Origin of the sequence: Spiroplasma sp. ald, assembly GCF_044714355.1 — a bacterium.
Classification (GTDB): Bacteria; Bacillota_I; Bacilli_A; order Mycoplasmatales; family Mycoplasmataceae; genus Spiroplasma; species Spiroplasma phoeniceum.
Genome location: NZ_RXFY01000013.1, coordinates 1 through 18677 on the forward strand (window position 1 = coordinate 1; position 18677 = coordinate 18677).

An 18677-nucleotide genomic window follows, 5' to 3' on the forward strand; every position below is an offset into this window, starting at 1 on the left:
TTTAAAACCCTTATAAAAATCATTTCGGGCTAATTTTCCAATTGTATATAATAAAGTTTCATTATTAGCCTGCTTTGTAAAATCAAATATTAATTTATCAGATAAAATCTTTTTACCCGTAACTTGTTTTACAATATCTTCTAAGTTATTAGCAGTTATTACACCTAATTTTTCAAGTAATTTAGTTTCTTTTGATAATTTTAAAATTCTAGTTGTTCGTGCTGCTCGTGTTAATTTACCAATCCCACCAATTGCTGGTAATAAATTTAAGGCAGTACTTTTTGCGGTTACTTCTGAGGTTAAACTATCATATATTTGATTTACAGCAAAATCGGTTGCTGTTTCTACTCCAAACGAGATAAATGCTGCGGCAAAATTAGATAATCCCGCACCAAGACCAATAGCAGATGCTACACCACCAGTTAAAACTGATAAACCAAGGGCTAAAACTTGAATTCCTAAAAATTCTAATAACTGTAAACCAAAACTTTTTTCTTGTTGTTGAATTGATAATCTAGTTGGATTTTTTTTAACAGCATAAATAAGGGCTGTTTTAGATGTTCCAATTGGCATATCTATCAAACGAAAAAGTACTATTTTTTAGTACTATTAAGAATTTTTAATTTTAACATCAATCGGATTTGTTTGACCAGCAGCATTGTTTTTACCTTCAATTTGAAATTCAACAGTTTTATCGTTTGTAATATCAATTGGTGAATCTTCACCCTTACTTTCAATAAAATAATCGAAATCACTTTCAGTTAAAGAACTATCTACTGCTTTTACCGCTTTTAAAACAACAGCTTTAAATTGTGGTTTTAATTGTTCGATTGTTGCTTGTGTTGGGTCTGTAACATGAATAGTTGGTTTATCTAATTTATTAATTTTACTAATATCAATTTTTGTAACAATATGTTTAATAATTCCCTTAGGTTCAACTACCGCTCCACCCAAATATAAAACACGTTCCATAATCAAAGTATTACCCATTCCAGTACCTAACGCAGCAGCACCAACCCTTAAAGGGGTATGGTCTTTTTTGCGTAAAATAAGAGGGTCATATTTTTTACTAAATTTAAAAGCAATTGCATTAACACCATCTGGTAATAATTCAATTGTTCCTTCTGAACCATCTTTATTAATAATTGGTAATTTTTTAGGAACCGTATAGTATGTTGTTTCTTCAACAGTTTTCATTGCTCCACTTGTTGCAATTACACTATTTATTTGGTCATTTGCTCCAAGTTGTAACTGTAATTTATTACGAATTCCACGAATAAAATCAGCCGAACCCAATACAACTGTTTCTGATGGAGTAAAGCCATTTTCATATATTTTATCCATAATTTCATCGTGGATTTGTAAAGCGTTTGTATCATCTGCTTTTTTACCTTGAATAGTTGTAACTGTTTCTTTATTAATAATTTCTAAAATTTTATTGCGTTTATAAGAAACCTCAGTATCCATTGCTTGTTCAATATCAGCAGCCCAAAGATTAGGATTAAAATCACTTTCTACGGGGTCTAATTTACGAGCAAAGGTTAAAATTGTATCTAATTCAACAATTCCATCTTCAAATTCCACTGTTGAATATTTTAGTAGGTTATCATCAGTATTAAATACTTGTCCATTTTTTCCTAGACCTTCATTATATTTAATATTTTTCTTTCTTTTATATGTTAAACCAAATTTATTTGCTTCTTTTCACGCAAATAAAGCTTCTCAACTAAATTTTTGTTGATAAGTTTGTAAATATCATTGTTCAAATGTTTCTCTATCTCGTTGTGTTGCTTGATTAGCAATATCTCCAAAAATTCTTTGTGGGTTTTGTGCCATAATTTAATTCCTTCTTTCTATTTATTAAATACATTGTCTGTATCTAAAATATTGTTTTCTTTATTTTCTACTTTTGGTACGCCGCCAGTGTTAATTGTTTGTGCCTTAGTTAATTCATCATAAACACTTTGCAATTGTGCTTTAATGATTTCAATATCATCACTAATATCATAAGATTTTAATAAGACATTTTTAAATTCTTCATTATCAGTTAAAGAATTAATAAAGTCAATTACTTCAATTTGTTTTAATTGAATTGTTTGTTGTTCAATTTGTGAACTTAATTCATTATTTTTTGTTTGTAGTTCGTTGATTTGCTGATTATTATTTTCTAAATTACTTGCATTAAATTCTTCAACTTCAGCAGTATTTTCTAAAATAATTTCAGCAGTTTTAATATCTAAATTACCGTCTTCATTTTTAATTGGTTCATTATTTTCATCTATAAGAACATATTTTACATTTTTTAATGCCATTATTTATCCTCCTATTTTTTAATATTTGTATTTGTTCTTTTTCTAATAGCCTTTTGGATAATTTCAAAACTATCAACTCGAAAAGATAAAAAATATCGTTTAGTTTTTATATTTAACTGATTAAATACCGAGCCTTTAATTTTTATCTCATCATCTTTTTTTAATTTCAAAAACGCAGATACAACTAAAGGACTATATATTGATAATGTTGAGTAATTTAATCCGTCTCATTGACACTTAGCCGAACAAGCATCAACTTCAACACCACCAGCAACAAGGGCTTTAATTTTGGTTTTGATCGGATTTTCATGTAATCTAACAGTTAATTCCAATTTATTAATCCTTTTATTTTTTATTTTAGGTTTATTAGTTATTGGTTTTTTAGGTAAATTACTTTTTGCTTGTGCCATTTCTATCAACTCCTTTTTCTAAAAAATACTGTAAATGTTTTCAAGCATCGTGTTCGTGCTCTGTCATTTTAATATTTCCTTTATAAAAATAATTTTTCTTAATAACTGGCGACTGTAAAACATAATTTAAATTAAATAAATATTTGCATAAAACTTTTAAACCACCAATGAATTTAGGAGTAGATAATGGGTTTTTTATTTTTAAACCCTTATGAAGTTGATAATCTTCAATTATTACAATAACTTTATTTAAATAAAAACAAATTTTATTTTTAAAATAATTTAATATTAAATACATATTATTTATTGCTTCTTCTTCATTTTTGGAATTAAAAGTAATATTACTAATTATTTTCTTTTGCAAAACATTATAAATAATAATACCAGTTTGTCCAATTCCAGCAGGGTCAACTGCAATAATATATTTCATATTTTTTATTATTTATAATGTTTTATTTAAATACAAAATATAAATTTTCTAATTGTTTGATTATTTTTAACATAAAAAACCTACTTTCATATATGTAATCAACTAAATTATCTTGTAAATAAAAAATAATTTATTAATAAAAATAAATTGTATAAATACAATCTAAATATTAATAAATTAAATATCTTTTTTATTTTATTTGCTTTTTTTAAATTGTAAATGTATAAAATAAAAAATTAAATTTATAATAATTAATAATATTTAGTCGGATAAAATTGTATTTATAACAATTTAAATATTAAGAATTACATAAATTTAATTCCTAACAACTTAATTATATAAAAAATTTAAAAAATTACAATAAAAAATAGCTATTAATTTTATCCGACTAAAATTAATAGCTATTTATAAAATAGAATAAGTTTTTGTATTTGGACTTATTCAATATTATTATAACACACTAAAAAAAAATACAATAATAACAAAACAAGGGTTTTTACCTTATTTTGTAAAATAAAATAATTAATTTTGATAAAAAACAGAAACTATAACTTACTTTATGTTTAAAGCCCAAATACTAATTAATTTATAGTTTTTTGTTCTATTTGAATTATATCATTTTTTTAAAAAAAATAACTATTGGTATTTTTTTAAATTAAAATACACTGAATGATAAAAGAATTGCACTTCATAATACAGCCTATAATTTCAAAAAAAATATTTATTAATATAGTATAATTAAAATGATTAAGATTACTAAAATTAAATTTATGTAATTCTTAATATTTAAATTGCTATAAATACAATTTTATCCGACTAAATATTATTAATTATTATAAATTTAAATTTTTAATTAGTAATTATTAATTGAAAAAAATAATATTTAACTTATTTTTGGTAGTAAATTGTTTTTAAAAACAATTTACTACTTTTTTTATTTTTATTTAAATCATTTTAATTTGTTGTTGTGAATAAATTAAAAATAAAAATTTAATGTTTTGCTTATTTGGAATACCGAAAAACCAAATATGGCTTTTAAAAAAAATATTGGAGTAAGCTGCTACCTCGGATAAAAAGATGCTACACAACTGTAAACTTGTTTTTTGCGATTTTGTAAATTAATGATTTTGATTAAGTTAGACGCGTAGTGGTGCATTCATAACATTTAATAACAAGAATAAAAATAAAATCGTGTGCGTAGCAGTAGCCGACTGTTTTAGAACTGGATAAGAATTTCTAAATTAACTACATGGGTGACTTGTCGGGGGGGTATTTGTGTCAAATAACAAAATAAACAATATAAATTTAAAAAATATCGCCACAGCACTTTCACTTGGAAGTGAGTGCAGGCGAATCAAATTGATTTTTTCTATCTCAATCTTGTTTTTATAAAATTATTTGAGAGAAAACATCAATTACCCACTCTTTTTTAATTTTTTCTAATAAAATAAAAAAATTATCTTATTTAGATAATTTTAGTTAAATTAATTTACTAATAATTAACATTTAAATTATAACATAAAAACATTAATAAGAGGGGTATTTAAAAATGAAAGAATTTACTAAAATTAATAACAAAAAACGAATTACTAGTTATGAACATTTAAATAAAAAATATGATTTAAATTTTAGTGACTATAATTTTGGTTTTGATTGAGAAGTATTTAAAGATTTTGTTGGCGATAGTTATGCCCAATATTTTACCACAAATTGTTTTTTTAAGTTTGTTTCAGCGGGACGTGGGACTAATAAAACATGAAATCATTTAGCAGAAAAATTATTTTTTGCTTGCAATTTTACGGATGCTTCGTCGGTCATTTTACGAAGATACAACAACACCCACGAAGATACTACATTTGGCGATACAATTAATGTTTGTAATTATCTATATGATAAATATGAAATTGATATAGGACCTGACAATGAAAATGGTGTTGTTTGACCTAAAAATGTTAAAGAGGGTGGCGAGATTGTTTTTCCTAGTGGTGTGAGAATTGCTTTTGCGGGTTATGCTAATGGTAATAAAATTATGGGGAAAGTTGGCAAAGGTAGCGGTATTATATCGGCATGAACAGATGAAATGATACACGCTGAAGAAAAAGAAATTTTAACTGATAAAGAACTAGATAAAAGATATAATAATTTAAGAGTTTCAATGTTTCGTTCTAAAAGTTTAAAAGTATCTTATGAAAAATATACTGATGAAAATAATAATGAACAATATAATTTAGATAATCCTACTCCAGTAAAAGAATTATCTTGGACATTTCAAGAATGAGATAATATAACAAAACAACACACAATAGCAACAACTTATTTTCATAAAACATATTCTAATCAATTTACTTTTAATCCTTTTGATAAATATCATGTCTTTTATGAAAAATTTGTAACCCCATATTTACCGTTAAATGAAAGAATTAAAACTATTTTAAAAGAACAAAACCAAGTATATTCAGAAAATACACAGGCGTTTAATGGCTTAGGTGTTTTTAATTTACGATTAACAATGGGGGCTGTTTGAAATAAAATTCCCGATATTACTAAAAAACTTGTTTTAACAAATAAAGAAGAGCGACCTGATTTATTTGAACTTGAATACTACGGTTTTGAATATAACGATAATGACCCCAGTATTTATGTTTTACGAAATTATCGTAAATATATTAAAGAATATAATTTACAAGATTTTTATAATACCAATACAAAACAATTTCAATTTGATACTTATTCAATTGGTGTTGATTATTCTAACGGTAGTGAAGACCATACAGTATTTTTATTTAGTGGTTATAAAATTAATAAAAATAATGAATATGATAAATATTTAATTGAAGAAAATGTTATTACACCAAAAAACGCCATGAATTTAAATGAAATAGTTGAACATTACGGCCAATGAATAATCAATTCTTTTGATAAATTTGATGGTTTTGAATATGCAACATTTCATTATGATATTAATGCTCATGACTTTATGCAAAAATTACAAGAAGATATTTACCCTTATTTAGGTTATAAAATTAAAATGTTTAAAGCTAAAAAACATCAAACTTCGTTTAATAAAGAAGCGGGTATAATCAATCGCGTAACCTGAATAAGAAAAATGTTTGTTCAAGGCAAAATATATGGTATTTTAGATAATTTTCCATTTTTAGATAAGTGTATTAGTGAATTAAGGTTTAGTGATACCAAAACAAATACACCCGATAGTAAAATGTGCCATGACCCATATGATGCTTTATTTTATGGTTCTTATCCGTATCGTTTTAAAATGGGAATATAAAAAATTGCTGTTCAGCAATTTTATTTTTTAATATTAAACTATTTTCCACATTTTATATCGCCTTCATTGATAGTAAATCATTTATCATCTATTTTTTGAATAACAAAACTACAATTCTCACATTTACTTAAATCTTCATCTAAACTTATTAATTTATGCATAATATTTTATCCTCCTTTTTTATTTATTATTTTTTCAATTTTCATAAATTGTATTTATAGCATTACGATATATTGTTGATTTATCGATATCAAAACCACTTTTTTTCATTTCTTTAAATTTATTTTCTATATTTTCATAACTAGATATTGTTATAATTATTCTTTTTGCTTTTTCTTTGATTAATTGTTTATTCAAAAAATAATTTATTTCTTTATCTTGTTTTTTTAATTCATTATTTTTATTTAAAATTTGTTGAGTTGTTTTGCTTTTTTGAGTATTTAATCCTAAGTTTAAAGAATTCATTAATTTTTCATTTAATTTTTTCGCCATTTATAGTATATCCTTTTGTAGTAATTCTTTAGTAAGCAAAAAGAAGGGGCTTTTATCTGTTAATGTAGGATTTGATAACATAGTATGTTTTTCTAAATTTATTGAAGAAGGAATAATTGTATTTAAAATAATAGTTGAATATTCTGAATTTAAAATTTGTTCTTTAATAAAATCATGAGTTTTATTTTTTCTAAAATTATTTAAAACAATAGAATTCATATTATTACTTAAGTTTAATCCAATTTTTTTTCATTTTTCTAAATAATTTTTATAATCATCTAAAAATGTTTCTATACCCTCAAAACTAAATTTATGTGGGACTATTGTTATTATAATTTCATCCACACTTAAAAAAACATTTTCAGTTATCAAAGTATTTGTAGGATTTATATCAAAAAAAATGTAATCATATTTTTCTTTTAAATAATCATTTATTTCTTTCAAATTGTTTTTTAAAATAAAGTCTGATGCAGTTTCTGAATTTAAAACCTGCAAAGTTTTTTAATTAAATTTTTATATGCAGGAATAATATCGATATTTTTGTAATTTGATTTTTCAATTGAATTTTTAAAATTTTCTGATTTATTTTTTTGTAAATTATCAGGTATAAATCAATATTTTATTAAACTTTCTTTTTCTATATTTATATGATTTCTAAAAACCCCAGTTAAATTTCCTTGCGGATCAATATCAAATAATAATATTTTTTTTCCCAACTCTGCTAAAGTGCGAGCAACACCAACTGTTAATGTTGTTTTCCCAACTCCGCCTTTTGAATTTGCAAAAGTAATCATTTTCATATTAAAATCTCCCTTATTTTTTATTTACAATTTGTATATAAACTTAATAAAATTAATGTTAATTCGCTATTATTATACCATTTGTATATACAAATGGTATATATTTTTATATAGTATGTTTATTTATTTTTAAAGTAAAATTAAATTTATTTTTATTACAAAACCCCCTACAAAAATAACACTCGATGCGTTACAGGCGATAATTTAAAAACAATAAATAAAAAACTCTTATTTTATAAAGGTTTTAATCAAAATAACTATATTTTGGGCGAGCGATTGATTTTCTGAAATTTTGTGATAAAATGACTTACAAGTTAAAAAAGTTTTTGAGGTTCTTTCAAACAAATTTGGGAACCTTTATAAAATTCTTCGCTTAACGCTTAGAATTTTTCCCAAGTATTTTGAAAAGCGCGGCAAAAGTTTTTTTAAACTTTAAGGCGTTTTTCACAAACTTATGAAAATCACCGCGAGCCCAGATTTATAATATAATTAATTTATTTTACAAGTACACACAAATAAATCAACTTGTAAAATAAATTTACAATGCTATAATGATGATAAATCTTGATAAAAAGTTTCAAAATAAGAAAGAAAATTATACAAAATGAAAAAAATTTTAAGTTTATTAAGTGTATTAACTATTAGTGGAACATCATTACCAATAACAACTGCCGCTAGCCCTTATCCAAAAGAAAAAACTATCAAAAATAATGATATTAATTCAGAAACAAATAATTTAGAAACTTTGAATAGAAATAAAAGAGGAGTTAATCACGGAGATGAAATTGAATCTTCTAGAGATGATATTTTTGCTTCATTTAAACCTGATTTGTGAGAAGAAATTAAAATAAATTATAATTATTATTCTAATTTATCTGATTTTCAAGAATGATTTAAAAATAGAATGAATGCTGGGGTTTGACAAGACCATAGAATTTCTAATCATGCTCTTAAAGGACTTGCAAAAAATATTTGAAATAATTGAAGTACATATAACTCTACTTGAGAAAATAGTAGTAAGCGTCAAAGAATAAGAATTAAGTGTGCATGAAATAGTACTTTTGGTTATAGATATGTAAATATAAGACGTGATGATAGAGATTTATATCCAAACTGACGTCTTGATAATGAACTTACTAATAATTGAAACATGGATTTTAATAACAAAACTGATTTAGGAATGATTGATAATGATAAAAATGAAACAATTTGAAATGCCGTTAAAAAACAAAACCCTAATTTAGATATTTCACAGTTTAATATTGTTAATAAAACTAATTTTTCTTTTTTAAATAAAAAATTTTCTGTAGAAATTACTGTAAAAGCAAATAGTAAAAAATATCATACTACAAAAAATATTAAATTTAGTTTTATTAGCAAAGATTTTTTAATAAATGAATTATCAAATATTCTTGGACAAGAAAATTTAATTAAAAATTGAATTTCAATTTTTAATGAATGAAAAGTTGAAATTAACCGTCAAAAAATGCAAGATTTACCTAAATATGGTAATGATGAACGTGGTCAAGCTTTAAAAAGAACTTGAAAAGGAAATCATTTAAGTGAACTTAAAAATAAATTATTATCTTTAAATCATATTTTAGAAACAATTGATAATAAATTTAAAATAAGTGAATTGTATAAAACTGTTCAGGGATTGCAAAAAGATATTAATGACTTAAAACAACAAATTAGTGAATTAAATCAAAAAATAGATAATATAAAAACTGATTTAGAAGGTAATAAAAATTTAGAAACTTGTACTAAAGCTGGAGCTTTTATTTCAGCTACTACAGGATGAATTCCTGTTCTTGGAACATTAGTTTCAACAATTTCAGGAACAGTTTCAGCAATTTGTGATATAGCTAATACATAATAAAAAATTAAATGGAAGTAAATATTAATTTACTTCCATTTTTAATTAAATTAACAAGCAAAATTATGTAAAAGTAGAAAGGACAAATATGAGAAAAATATTAAGTATTTTAGGAACAATCACTTTAATTGGAACAAGTGCAACAAGTTTAGTTGCTTGTAATACGCCACAATATACACAAAAAGAATTATTAAATTTAAAAGAAAAAAATAATATAAAAACAAAAGATGGTATTTTAGAATGAATAGCACCACAAGAAAAACCGTTTAATGAGAGAGTTGATAATAAATGATATTTTATAATATATAAAGATAATTCTAATAATACAAAAATATCAAAAAAAATAAATAATAATCCAAATACCAATGTCGCATTACCATGGTCTCCAAATTGAATAAAAGTTTATCGTTGAGATGGTAATGGTGAACCTAATTTACCTGAAATAGATAAAAATGGTAATATAAAAATATAATATTTTTTTCTTTTATTCCGATTTACAATAAAATAATCATTTTAATAAATGATTATTTTATATTTCTAATGTAATTAATGATAATTTTTCATTGTTTTTATTAAATAATTGTAAATTATTAATATTAATTTGTTCTTTTATGGGTGGATAAGAAAATATTATACTATTTGATTGTTTTAAAAAATCAATAACTGCTTTATTTGAATAATATTTTTCATCTTCAACACCATTTTTATATAAATATCAAGTATTATCTTCGATTAATTTTAAATATGTATTTCTATCTTTTCCGCTGACTTTAGTTCCAATTGAGGTGCTTTTAATTAATTCTAAGTTTATATCTTTTCCTTCAATATTTTTTTCATTTTGTTTTTCAATAAAAATATTTATACCATAATTTCCATAACCTCATATTCCCGATATTTCAATTTGATTTAAAATAAATAATTTTTGATGATTATAAAAAGTTATTTTAATATTATCTTCAACTAAATTTTTAGTCATATTCATTCAAGTTGCTTTAGAATAAAGTAATCTATATCATTGCGAAAAATAATTTAAATATTCTTCTATTTTGTCATTAGAAACAATTAAATTAGTTAAATATTTGCCATATTCTCCATCAGATAATTTAATTTCGGCAGGAATAAGAGAGGGAATGTTATTTGTTTCTAGTTCATTTGTTATTGATAATCAATTAAAAAAATTTGTTTCTAATTGATAAACATGGTTTTCTGAAATATCATTGTTTTTAATAGTTACTTTAATTTCATCATCATTGTTTATATTATTTTGTTGTTTTAAATTTCAATTAGTTATATTACCATTTTTATCTATTTCAGGTAAATTAGGTTCACCATTACCATCTCAACGATAAACTTTTATTCAATTTGGAGACCATGGTAATGCGACATTGGTATTTGGATTATTATTTATTTTTTTTGATATTTTTATACTATTAGAATTATCTTTATATATTATAAAATATCATTTATCATCAACTCTCTCATTAAACGGTTTTTGATTTTTATAAACTTCTTTTCAATAATTTTTAGGTGGGGTAGGTCCACCATAAAAATCAAAATATGATGAATTTAATAGTACTTGACAATCTTTAAATTCTCAATAACCATCTTCTATTTTATTGGGAGTTGAAGTTAATTCAAAATAATAAGGAGAAAACAATTTAATATCATCATTATAACCTTTATTAATTGCGTATTTACTATATGTATAGTTTGATAACATATAAATAATTTGTTTAAATCTTTTGACAGCATTATCATTTAAAGATTTATAATTATCTAATTTTCAGTTTTCAAATAAACCATCAATTACATCTTCTGGTTTTTGTCCTTCGAATTTTTGGCGTAATTCAGCAGCTTTATTAGTGGGGTTCCCCTTATTATCGTATTTTGCCCCTTGAAATTTACGGTCATAGTTATAACGATATGTTAGATAATTTAATAAAACAATATTTAATTCTTTAACATCTAATAAACCTAAAATATCTTTACCTTGAATATAGTTTTTTGCAATACTTCATGGTAAAAAACTTTCAGTAAATCAATATTGAAATACTCTTAAAGTAGGATTTGTTTCAATAGGCATTGATAATAATGGTACTAAACTAGCATTTTCAATATTTGATGATGGATAAGAATAAACACCATTGACATTGCCTCAGCACTTAATATTTCCAAATAACATTGATTTAGGGTATTTAATTTCAATACCAGTAAAAACAGTATCTTCGGGTAATGATTTTTGTAAAACTAAGTGAATACTATTTTGGTTTTTTCATTTAAAGTCAGTTATTTTAACTAAATGAGTGGATTTTATAATATCAATACCATCTGGTGAATAAGGGCGTTTATATTCTTCGATGATATAACACTCATTTTTATTTTCTTCACTAATCGGTTCATTAATAGATACTATTTTTAAGTCTAATGATTGTATAAATAACAATAATCCGTTTTTTCTATTAATTAAAACTTTATATATAAGTAAATAAACACTATAAAAAAGCCAAAGTCAACATCGAACCACAATAAATATTGAGATGATCACTTTATAAATAAATTTGCGATAGCTATACGGCGTTTTCTGTCTAAATATAAAATAAATAACTATATTGAATTATTTAATTAGTTCTCGCTTTGAAACTTTCACTTGGAAGTGAGTGCCGGCGAATAAAATTATTTATTATTATATTTAAATTTTATTTTTATAAAATTATTTGAAAGAAAAAACACTTTCTTTTTATTTCTATCTCTTTTTTACAAATAAAAAAATATTAATCATTCTTTTAAAAACAATTAATATTTTTACAATTAAAAGGAAGATACATTAATGTATCACACTAAAATTATAGCAAAAAATCAGATAAAATATATATAACCAAAGGAGTAAATACAAATGAAAAAAATATTATCGATTTTAGGAATAATATCTTTATCTACTATAATATCAACTAATATTATTGCTTGTAACACACCAAATAAAAAAAACAAACCTAACAAACCAATTGAACCAAAATTTATTCCACAACAACCACCAAAAAATAGTAATTGAAAATTAATTGATAGAAGTAATTTTATAAATGAAATTAAAAAACCAAATGATAAATGATATATTGGTATTATTCCATATAATAAAATTTATATAATTTATAAAGTAAAAAATAATATCGAAAAAAATAAATTTATTAATAAACTTTTTACAGAACATGATAATGTTTATCGTTGTGATGGGTTTGGTGAACCACAAAAACCATCTATTAACAAAGACACCGGTGAAATTACAAATTGAAATTAAAAAATAGAATATTAATAAATTCTATTTTTTATTTTTAAAACATTCTGATAAATTTCATAAACACAATTAATAAAAATGTATTTGTAATTACAATATAAAAATCTAAATTAAATTTTCAAATTTTAAATGTTTGTGAAAAAAATTATATGTCGTTTGAAATAATTTACCAACGCCACTTGCCAACTCGTTTGCTTGTTTAACACCCGGTATATTATTTACAATTCATATTGCACCATTTTTTAAATGACAAACCATATCATATCATTTACAATTTTCAATTTGTTCACTTCATCATTGTCCTGTTGGTTTGTCAACAAGACTGATTAAATCTTTTCAGTTGTAAATTCCAAAATTAAAATCATAATAATGATAAAACTCATTTTCTTTTTGAGCTTGCAATTCAAAAACACCATAACCTACTTTTTGAATTGATAAATCTTTAATTCGTAATGGATATTTCTTTTTATCATCAAACAAATAATTTTCTTTATCATTAACTTTAAAATTATTTCAAACAGAATAATCAAAATTAAAAACTTTACCATACTTAGTTTGATAAAATTTATTGGCGTGTGATGAATAAATTTTGACATCTAAACTTTTATAATTATCTGAAAAATAAAAATACTTTGGAAAAATCTTAAAACCGTTACTTACTAACAAACCAAATTTTTTATTGTATCCTTGAATGTAAGTGTCATTTTCTAAATCAAACATTGCTCGTAAATAATTTTTATAAAAGTTATTCATAATTTTAAAACTACTACTTAAAATATTTTTTCACTTCAATTTAAATTCAATTTCATCTTTTTGTTCTTGTTGAACTTCATTGTTAGTAACATTATATAATTTAACAACTGATAAAAAATTATCTGGTTTTAATCCTAAAAAATTTATCACTACTGTATCATAAGTTAAAAAATCTAAATAACTTGCTTCCATAAATGCACCACGATTAGTAAACATCGGCATCAATATATTTGAAAAAAAATATTTTAAAAAACCATCAATATAAATTAAACCTTCTAAGTGTTCATAATTATGTTTATCTTTATTTTGATAAACATAATTTTCAATTCTAAAATATCATAACGGTTTTAAATTTTTATCATTTAATCCACTTTGCATAAATTCAAAACTAAAATTTAATTGTTCCCCATCATATTCATTATTTACATAATGCACTAATGTTATATTACCTCTACGAATAATTTGTTCCTTATTTATTACTAAAATCATCCGATAAACTGCTTTTTTTCTTTTATCTTTTTCAATTTCATCAATAATTTCAAAATCAAAAATTATTTTTTGTGTTCCATCAACATCTAACCTTTCATAATTGGCACTACCACCTTGTTCAAATCTAATATTTTCTTTAACAACATCATCAATAACATCAATTAAAAAATTTCTTTCGTTACCAAATTTTCAATCTGTAATTTCACTGGTGTCTTTGTTAATAGATGGTTTTTGTGGTTCATTGTTTTTTTTGTCATTGATAGAATGAATTAACAATATATCATTTTTCATTAATAATATTATAAGGTGATCCAACTTTTCAAATATTTTCATTTGAAAAATTAAATTTTATAATAGAAAAATTATTAGTTTCTTTTATTTTAACAATTGCAATATACCATTTATTATCTGGTTTATTAGATCGTTCTCCTAATTTTCAATTATCCTGATTAAATTTTATTTTCTCTAAATTTTTAATACTTTTTTCAAATCGATATCAATGATCACCACTATCATATCTCTTAAAATATGTATACATAAAATTTGTTAAATCTTTTAAGAAAAATTTTTTATCAACACTATAAAATCGATCTAACTTATATTGTTTAACATAGTTATCTCAATTTTTATATAACTCTAAAAATTTATCACTTGGTTTATCAAACACAATCCCAATTGCATAACTGTCTTTTAAAAAATCCATATATCAATTTTCATTGTAAGTTAATAACTTTGAAGTTTTTAAAGTTGGATTAACAAAATAATTTGTATCACTTCAATTTTCAAAAAAACTGCTGCGTAAAAACATTGTGTTAATAAAATCTTCTTCATTAATTTTAAAATTAGTACTACGCTTTTGTCTAACAATTTCATTTTTAACTTCACTTTTTTCTAAAACAGAAAATGCACTCAATGAAAAAAACGAAACAAATAAAATCGGTAAAGTTAAAAATCAAAATAAAAATCTTTTCATTATTTTTTTATCTCCTAACTATATAATGTTTTTGAAATAATAAAGCCAGCAATATAAATTCCTGAAACAGTTTGCATAACTTCGTGTGAAAACAAAACCGCCAACTTACCAATTATTTTTAACAATCAATCATTCGAACTATACAAATTCATAATAATATTTGTTGCACCTGATAACTGATTAATAAGTACAGTAATAAATCCAGTTCCAAATATAGCCACAGCAACAACAAATAAAATTAATTTAATCATTATTTATCACCAAACTTCCCTTTTTTATTTTTAGAAACATATTTATCATCAGAACCACGAATTGAACCTTTAATATTTCCACCATATAAATTACTAACTTGATTTTTAACAGAAGAACCAAGTTGATTATAATTAGTTGATGTTCCATGAATAGCATAAATTGATAATTCAACAATCATTGTAAAAATTAAAATATAAAAAAGCGAAACATTAGTTAAAGGTAATTTTATATACATAATCAAATCAAAAATATCCATAAAACAACCAATCACAAATGAAAAAACATTACTTCATGGATCACTACTAACTTGTTCAGATAAAAAATTAATCATCATATTTTGTTCCTTTCTTTTCTTTTTCTTTTTTTGGTTTTAAATTATTTTTCAAAATATCAATGTCAAATAATTCTAACCGTTCTCTATTTGTTAATTTAAAAATGTCAGTTCAAAAATGTTCTTTTTTATTTTCAATTTCATCATTTTTTAAATCACGCACAAAACTTAATCAATAACTATCATATTTATTAACAAATTCTAACGGAATAACAATTTTAAAAAACCGCACCCCCAAACTATCATTTGATTTATAACGAGTTCGTTTTCCTTCGGCTAATCGTTCAACTGATTTTTCTTTTCACGCTTGGTAATCAGCGATGTCTTGAAAAAATGCCAATTTTAAAATAAATGATTGATTAAAAATTGAAAAAAATTTATTTTTATTTCGTTTTGGTTTTTTTAAACTCAACGGAATCAAAATTGAATTTGATAAATTACGAATATTATTTCATAACATTCCTTCTCGTTGAGCCGTAAATATTCCTCTATTTTTAAATTGTCTCGCTAAAACAATTCACGGATTTTTACCTGAATGTTTTATTTTTTCTTTATCCGAACTTGTGCCATCAAGATACAAAAAACTTTCATCAAATAAAATTAAACTATCATCCGGTGGCACTAATTTTTTCCGATCTTTAAAATCAAGATTATTAAAAGTTAAAACTTTAACATCTTGATCTTCAGTCGGATAATTACTATAAATATTTTCTGTTAACAATTTCATAACTCGTGATAAATAAGTTAACAACAATGTTTTTCCCGTTCCTAACTTACCAACAATAATCGACAACGGGCAATCTCAAACAAGACGCACTAACTTAAAAGTGTTACATTGATAAACAATATGTTTGTATAATCAAAAAATAAAATAACCAACTTGCAAAACAAATAAAAAATAAAAGGCAAATCCTTGTTGAAACTTTAATGATAATAAAAAAAAACACTACTATAAATTAAATTTCAAAATAACAAAGACAAATTAATATAACAAAAATTTTTTATAATAAATAATAATTTTCACATTTTAATTTGCTTTTTATTTTTCATATTCACAATTCCTTTACAAAATAAATTATTAAATTATCCTTTTATAGTTTTGTCTCCCCATAAATTTAATTCCTAAAATGTTATAATTAACTTGAACAAAAAATATAAAATAGAAAGGAAAAATAAATTATGAAAAAAACAATAACTCTATTAATTTAATTCTTCAAAAAGTTATTTTATTAAACTTATGAAGAGAAAAGACTATAGAAGTAATTAATTTAACTATCAAATCATCGTTTATAACGCATTGAAGTAACTTTAATAACAATTACCACTAATTCAATGCGAATAAAAAAACATAAATTTTAAAACAATCTAATAAATTTAAAAGTCATTCATAACATAAATCATGTTAAAAACACTATTACAATTCACACACCAATCATTAAAATAAAATAATTGGTTTGCGTTAAAGAAATTGAAAGAAACTTTTCAATTTGTCCTTGATTAATAAATAAGAAAATATTCACAAACAACTTTTGCAACTGTTCTCAATGTTGGTTTATCATCGACTACTTACCATTTTAAAAATTAAACAAATAACTTTTAAAAACAAACCAAAGAATAAAATTATAAACAACACAAAAGAGATTGTATATAAAAACTCTGGAACGTTTTTACCAACAATATAAGTAATAAATTGAACTCAATATTGATATAAACTCATTTAATTAATCACCCCTCTTTTAAACATAACGGTAGAGGAGTCTGAAAAGTCCCCTACCGAAAGTTTTAACGATTGAATCTAAAAATTCGCATAATAAAACTAAATACTCATGTTAGGATTGCAAATCCAATGGGGATTAAAATTACTCACACTTCACCCATAAACGCCATCATCTCCGGCATAATTGAAAACAAAGCATCTTTAATTTGTACCATTGCTTTTCCAATGCCTTTAAACATTGTAAGAACACCATCACCAACTGATTTAGTAGCAACTACTTCAGTTAATAAATTCATTATTTATTATTCTCCTTTTCTTTATCTTGTTGTTCTAATCACAACTTTTCTTTTTTTAATTTTTTAATTTCAATTAATCGACAATATATCGACAAACCAATCGAAACTAAACTAGCAATTGTAATAACCGCAAAAATTATTCATGCTAAAATTAACATGTATATTTCTCCTAACTAAGATATTAAATTGAATACCCCAATAAATTAAATTAATTATTTTTCATTTTTAATTTCAGAAATATTATTAATATGTTCTAAAATTCCATATACTTTTTCAAATCCATATTTTTTATATAAAGTTTTTAAAATATAAAAATCTTTACTATTCATAACACACCTCCATCAAATTAAAAAAATAATTAATACATTTAATAATTAATACTTAATACTAAAAATGAAAAATAATACAAATAAATTGCATAAATACAACTTAAACTATTAACAATTAATCATAATATTTTAATTAATATTATTTCTATAAAATAAATCTAATAAAAAAATTAAACTTATAACTAATATTAATATTTACTGGAACTTCAAATTGTATTTAACAATTTAAATATCAAAATTACTTATAAATTTAATTTTCATTAAATACAAGAAATCATGATAATTTTATTATACCAAAACCCTTAAAAAAAAACAATAAAAAAATACCAATTGAAGTTCCAGTAAAATTGGTATTTTTTAATAAAGGAGGTCTTTATCTCCTATTTATATTATAACATTAAATACAAAACTGTACAATATAACAAAAAAACTCGCTTCGCTCGTTTTTACTTCGCAAAACAATATTAGACTTCTTGCATAACCTAGTTATTTTAAAATTCCTATAAAATATATTTAAAATAGAAATTATAGGAATTTAAAATTATGAAATTTGATAAATTTGATTTTATTAATGATAAAGAATTATTCCGATTAACAGGAATAAAACAAGCCACTTTTAATAAAATGTTAGATATTTTAAAG

At 22.9% G+C, this 18677-nt stretch carries 22 protein-coding genes; 4 read left to right on the forward strand and 18 right to left on the reverse strand.

Annotated features, from left to right (window positions below):
* The 5 genes from EHU54_RS01445 to EHU54_RS01465 form a co-directional block, all read right to left on the reverse strand.
* Positions 1-573, reverse strand: a 573-nt coding sequence (locus EHU54_RS01445) for a hypothetical protein (RefSeq protein ID WP_400248550.1), incomplete at its 3' end; no start/stop codon positions are given.
* A gap of 36 nt (positions 574-609) precedes the next feature.
* Positions 610-1836, reverse strand: a complete 1227-nt coding sequence (locus EHU54_RS01450; RefSeq protein WP_400248551.1) for a hypothetical protein — start codon at positions 1834-1836, stop codon at positions 610-612.
* A gap of 17 nt (positions 1837-1853) precedes the next feature.
* Positions 1854-2312 carry a hypothetical protein gene (locus EHU54_RS01455; protein WP_400248552.1) on the reverse strand — a complete coding sequence of 153 codons (459 nt, stop codon included), beginning with the start codon at positions 2310-2312 and terminating at the stop codon, positions 1854-1856.
* 11 nt (positions 2313-2323) lie between these two features.
* The gene (locus EHU54_RS01460) at positions 2324-2722 is read right to left on the reverse strand and encodes a hypothetical protein (RefSeq protein WP_400248553.1); all 399 of its coding nucleotides are present in this window, start codon (positions 2720-2722) and stop codon (positions 2324-2326) included.
* Entirely contained in the window at positions 2703-3152 is a 450-nt protein-coding gene (locus EHU54_RS01465) for a hypothetical protein (protein WP_400248554.1), read from the reverse strand. The genes EHU54_RS01460 and EHU54_RS01465 overlap by 20 nt, the downstream gene beginning before the upstream one ends.
* A gap of 1549 nt (positions 3153-4701) precedes the next feature.
* Between EHU54_RS01465 and EHU54_RS01470 the strand changes: the two genes are divergently transcribed.
* Complete coding sequence (locus EHU54_RS01470) at positions 4702-6438, forward strand: hypothetical protein (RefSeq protein WP_400248555.1); 1737 nt, start codon at positions 4702-4704, stop codon at positions 6436-6438.
* Positions 6439-6476: 38 nt separating this feature from the next.
* Here the strand turns inward: EHU54_RS01470 and EHU54_RS01475 are convergent, their stop codons facing one another.
* Genes EHU54_RS01475 through EHU54_RS01490 form a run of 4 tightly spaced genes read right to left on the reverse strand, consistent with a single transcriptional unit; the run spans position 6477 to position 7730 of the window.
* Positions 6477-6599 (reverse strand): hypothetical protein, encoded by a 123-nt coding sequence (locus EHU54_RS01475; protein WP_400248556.1) that lies wholly within the window; start codon positions 6597-6599, stop codon positions 6477-6479.
* Positions 6600-6618: 19 nt separating this feature from the next.
* Complete coding sequence (locus EHU54_RS01480; RefSeq protein WP_127093432.1) at positions 6619-6930, reverse strand: hypothetical protein; 312 nt, start codon at positions 6928-6930, stop codon at positions 6619-6621.
* Positions 6931-7425, reverse strand: a complete 495-nt coding sequence (locus EHU54_RS01485) for a ParA family protein (protein WP_400248557.1) — start codon at positions 7423-7425, stop codon at positions 6931-6933.
* Positions 7413-7730, reverse strand: a complete 318-nt coding sequence (locus tag EHU54_RS01490; RefSeq protein WP_400248558.1) for a ParA family protein — start codon at positions 7728-7730, stop codon at positions 7413-7415. The genes EHU54_RS01485 and EHU54_RS01490 overlap by 13 nt, the downstream gene beginning before the upstream one ends.
* Before the next feature lie 604 nt (positions 7731-8334).
* Here EHU54_RS01490 and EHU54_RS01495 point away from each other — a divergent pair.
* Both EHU54_RS01495 and EHU54_RS01500 read left to right on the forward strand, forming a co-directional pair.
* Positions 8335-9606, forward strand: a complete 1272-nt coding sequence (locus EHU54_RS01495) for a coiled-coil domain-containing protein (protein ID WP_400248560.1) — start codon at positions 8335-8337, stop codon at positions 9604-9606.
* An 88-nt stretch (positions 9607-9694) separates the two neighbouring features.
* Positions 9695-10078 (forward strand): lipoprotein, encoded by a 384-nt coding sequence (locus tag EHU54_RS01500; protein ID WP_400248562.1) that lies wholly within the window; start codon positions 9695-9697, stop codon positions 10076-10078.
* A 57-nt stretch (positions 10079-10135) separates the two neighbouring features.
* Here EHU54_RS01500 and EHU54_RS01505 read toward each other — a convergent pair whose 3' ends face one another.
* Positions 10136-12049 (reverse strand): hypothetical protein, encoded by a 1914-nt coding sequence (locus EHU54_RS01505; protein ID WP_400248563.1) that lies wholly within the window; start codon positions 12047-12049, stop codon positions 10136-10138.
* A 450-nt stretch (positions 12050-12499) separates the two neighbouring features.
* Between EHU54_RS01505 and EHU54_RS01510 the strand changes: the two genes are divergently transcribed.
* Positions 12500-12898, forward strand: a complete 399-nt coding sequence (locus tag EHU54_RS01510) for a lipoprotein (RefSeq protein ID WP_400248564.1) — start codon at positions 12500-12502, stop codon at positions 12896-12898.
* Positions 12899-13000: 102 nt separating this feature from the next.
* Here the strand turns inward: EHU54_RS01510 and EHU54_RS01515 are convergent, their stop codons facing one another.
* From EHU54_RS01515 to EHU54_RS01550, 8 genes are all read right to left on the reverse strand, one after another.
* A complete protein-coding gene (locus EHU54_RS01515) occupies positions 13001-14428 on the reverse strand; it encodes a spiroplasma phage ORF1-like family protein (protein WP_400248565.1) in 1428 nt (475 codons plus the stop codon).
* Positions 14355-15110, reverse strand: a complete 756-nt coding sequence (locus EHU54_RS01520) for a spiroplasma phage ORF1-like family protein (protein WP_400248566.1) — start codon at positions 15108-15110, stop codon at positions 14355-14357. The genes EHU54_RS01515 and EHU54_RS01520 overlap by 74 nt, the downstream gene beginning before the upstream one ends.
* Positions 15111-15124: 14 nt before the next feature.
* Positions 15125-15361, reverse strand: a complete 237-nt coding sequence (locus tag EHU54_RS01525) for a hypothetical protein (protein WP_400248567.1) — start codon at positions 15359-15361, stop codon at positions 15125-15127.
* Positions 15361-15696, reverse strand: a complete 336-nt coding sequence (locus EHU54_RS01530) for a hypothetical protein (protein ID WP_400248568.1) — start codon at positions 15694-15696, stop codon at positions 15361-15363. The genes EHU54_RS01525 and EHU54_RS01530 overlap by 1 nt, the downstream gene beginning before the upstream one ends.
* Entirely contained in the window at positions 15686-16510 is an 825-nt protein-coding gene (locus tag EHU54_RS01535) for a hypothetical protein (RefSeq protein WP_400248570.1), read from the reverse strand. The genes EHU54_RS01530 and EHU54_RS01535 overlap by 11 nt, the downstream gene beginning before the upstream one ends.
* Positions 16511-17048: 538 nt before the next feature.
* On the reverse strand, positions 17049-17252 hold the full coding sequence (locus tag EHU54_RS01540; RefSeq protein WP_400248572.1) for a DUF2649 family protein: 204 nt from the start codon (positions 17250-17252) through the stop codon (positions 17049-17051).
* Positions 17253-17475: 223 nt separating this feature from the next.
* The gene (locus EHU54_RS01545) at positions 17476-17706 is read right to left on the reverse strand and encodes a hypothetical protein (RefSeq protein WP_400248573.1); all 231 of its coding nucleotides are present in this window, start codon (positions 17704-17706) and stop codon (positions 17476-17478) included.
* Positions 17706-17864 carry a hypothetical protein gene (locus tag EHU54_RS01550; protein ID WP_400248574.1) on the reverse strand — a complete coding sequence of 53 codons (159 nt, stop codon included), beginning with the start codon at positions 17862-17864 and terminating at the stop codon, positions 17706-17708. Before EHU54_RS01550 ends, EHU54_RS01545 begins: the two co-directional genes overlap by 1 nt.
* Positions 17865-18677 lie beyond the last annotated feature (813 nt).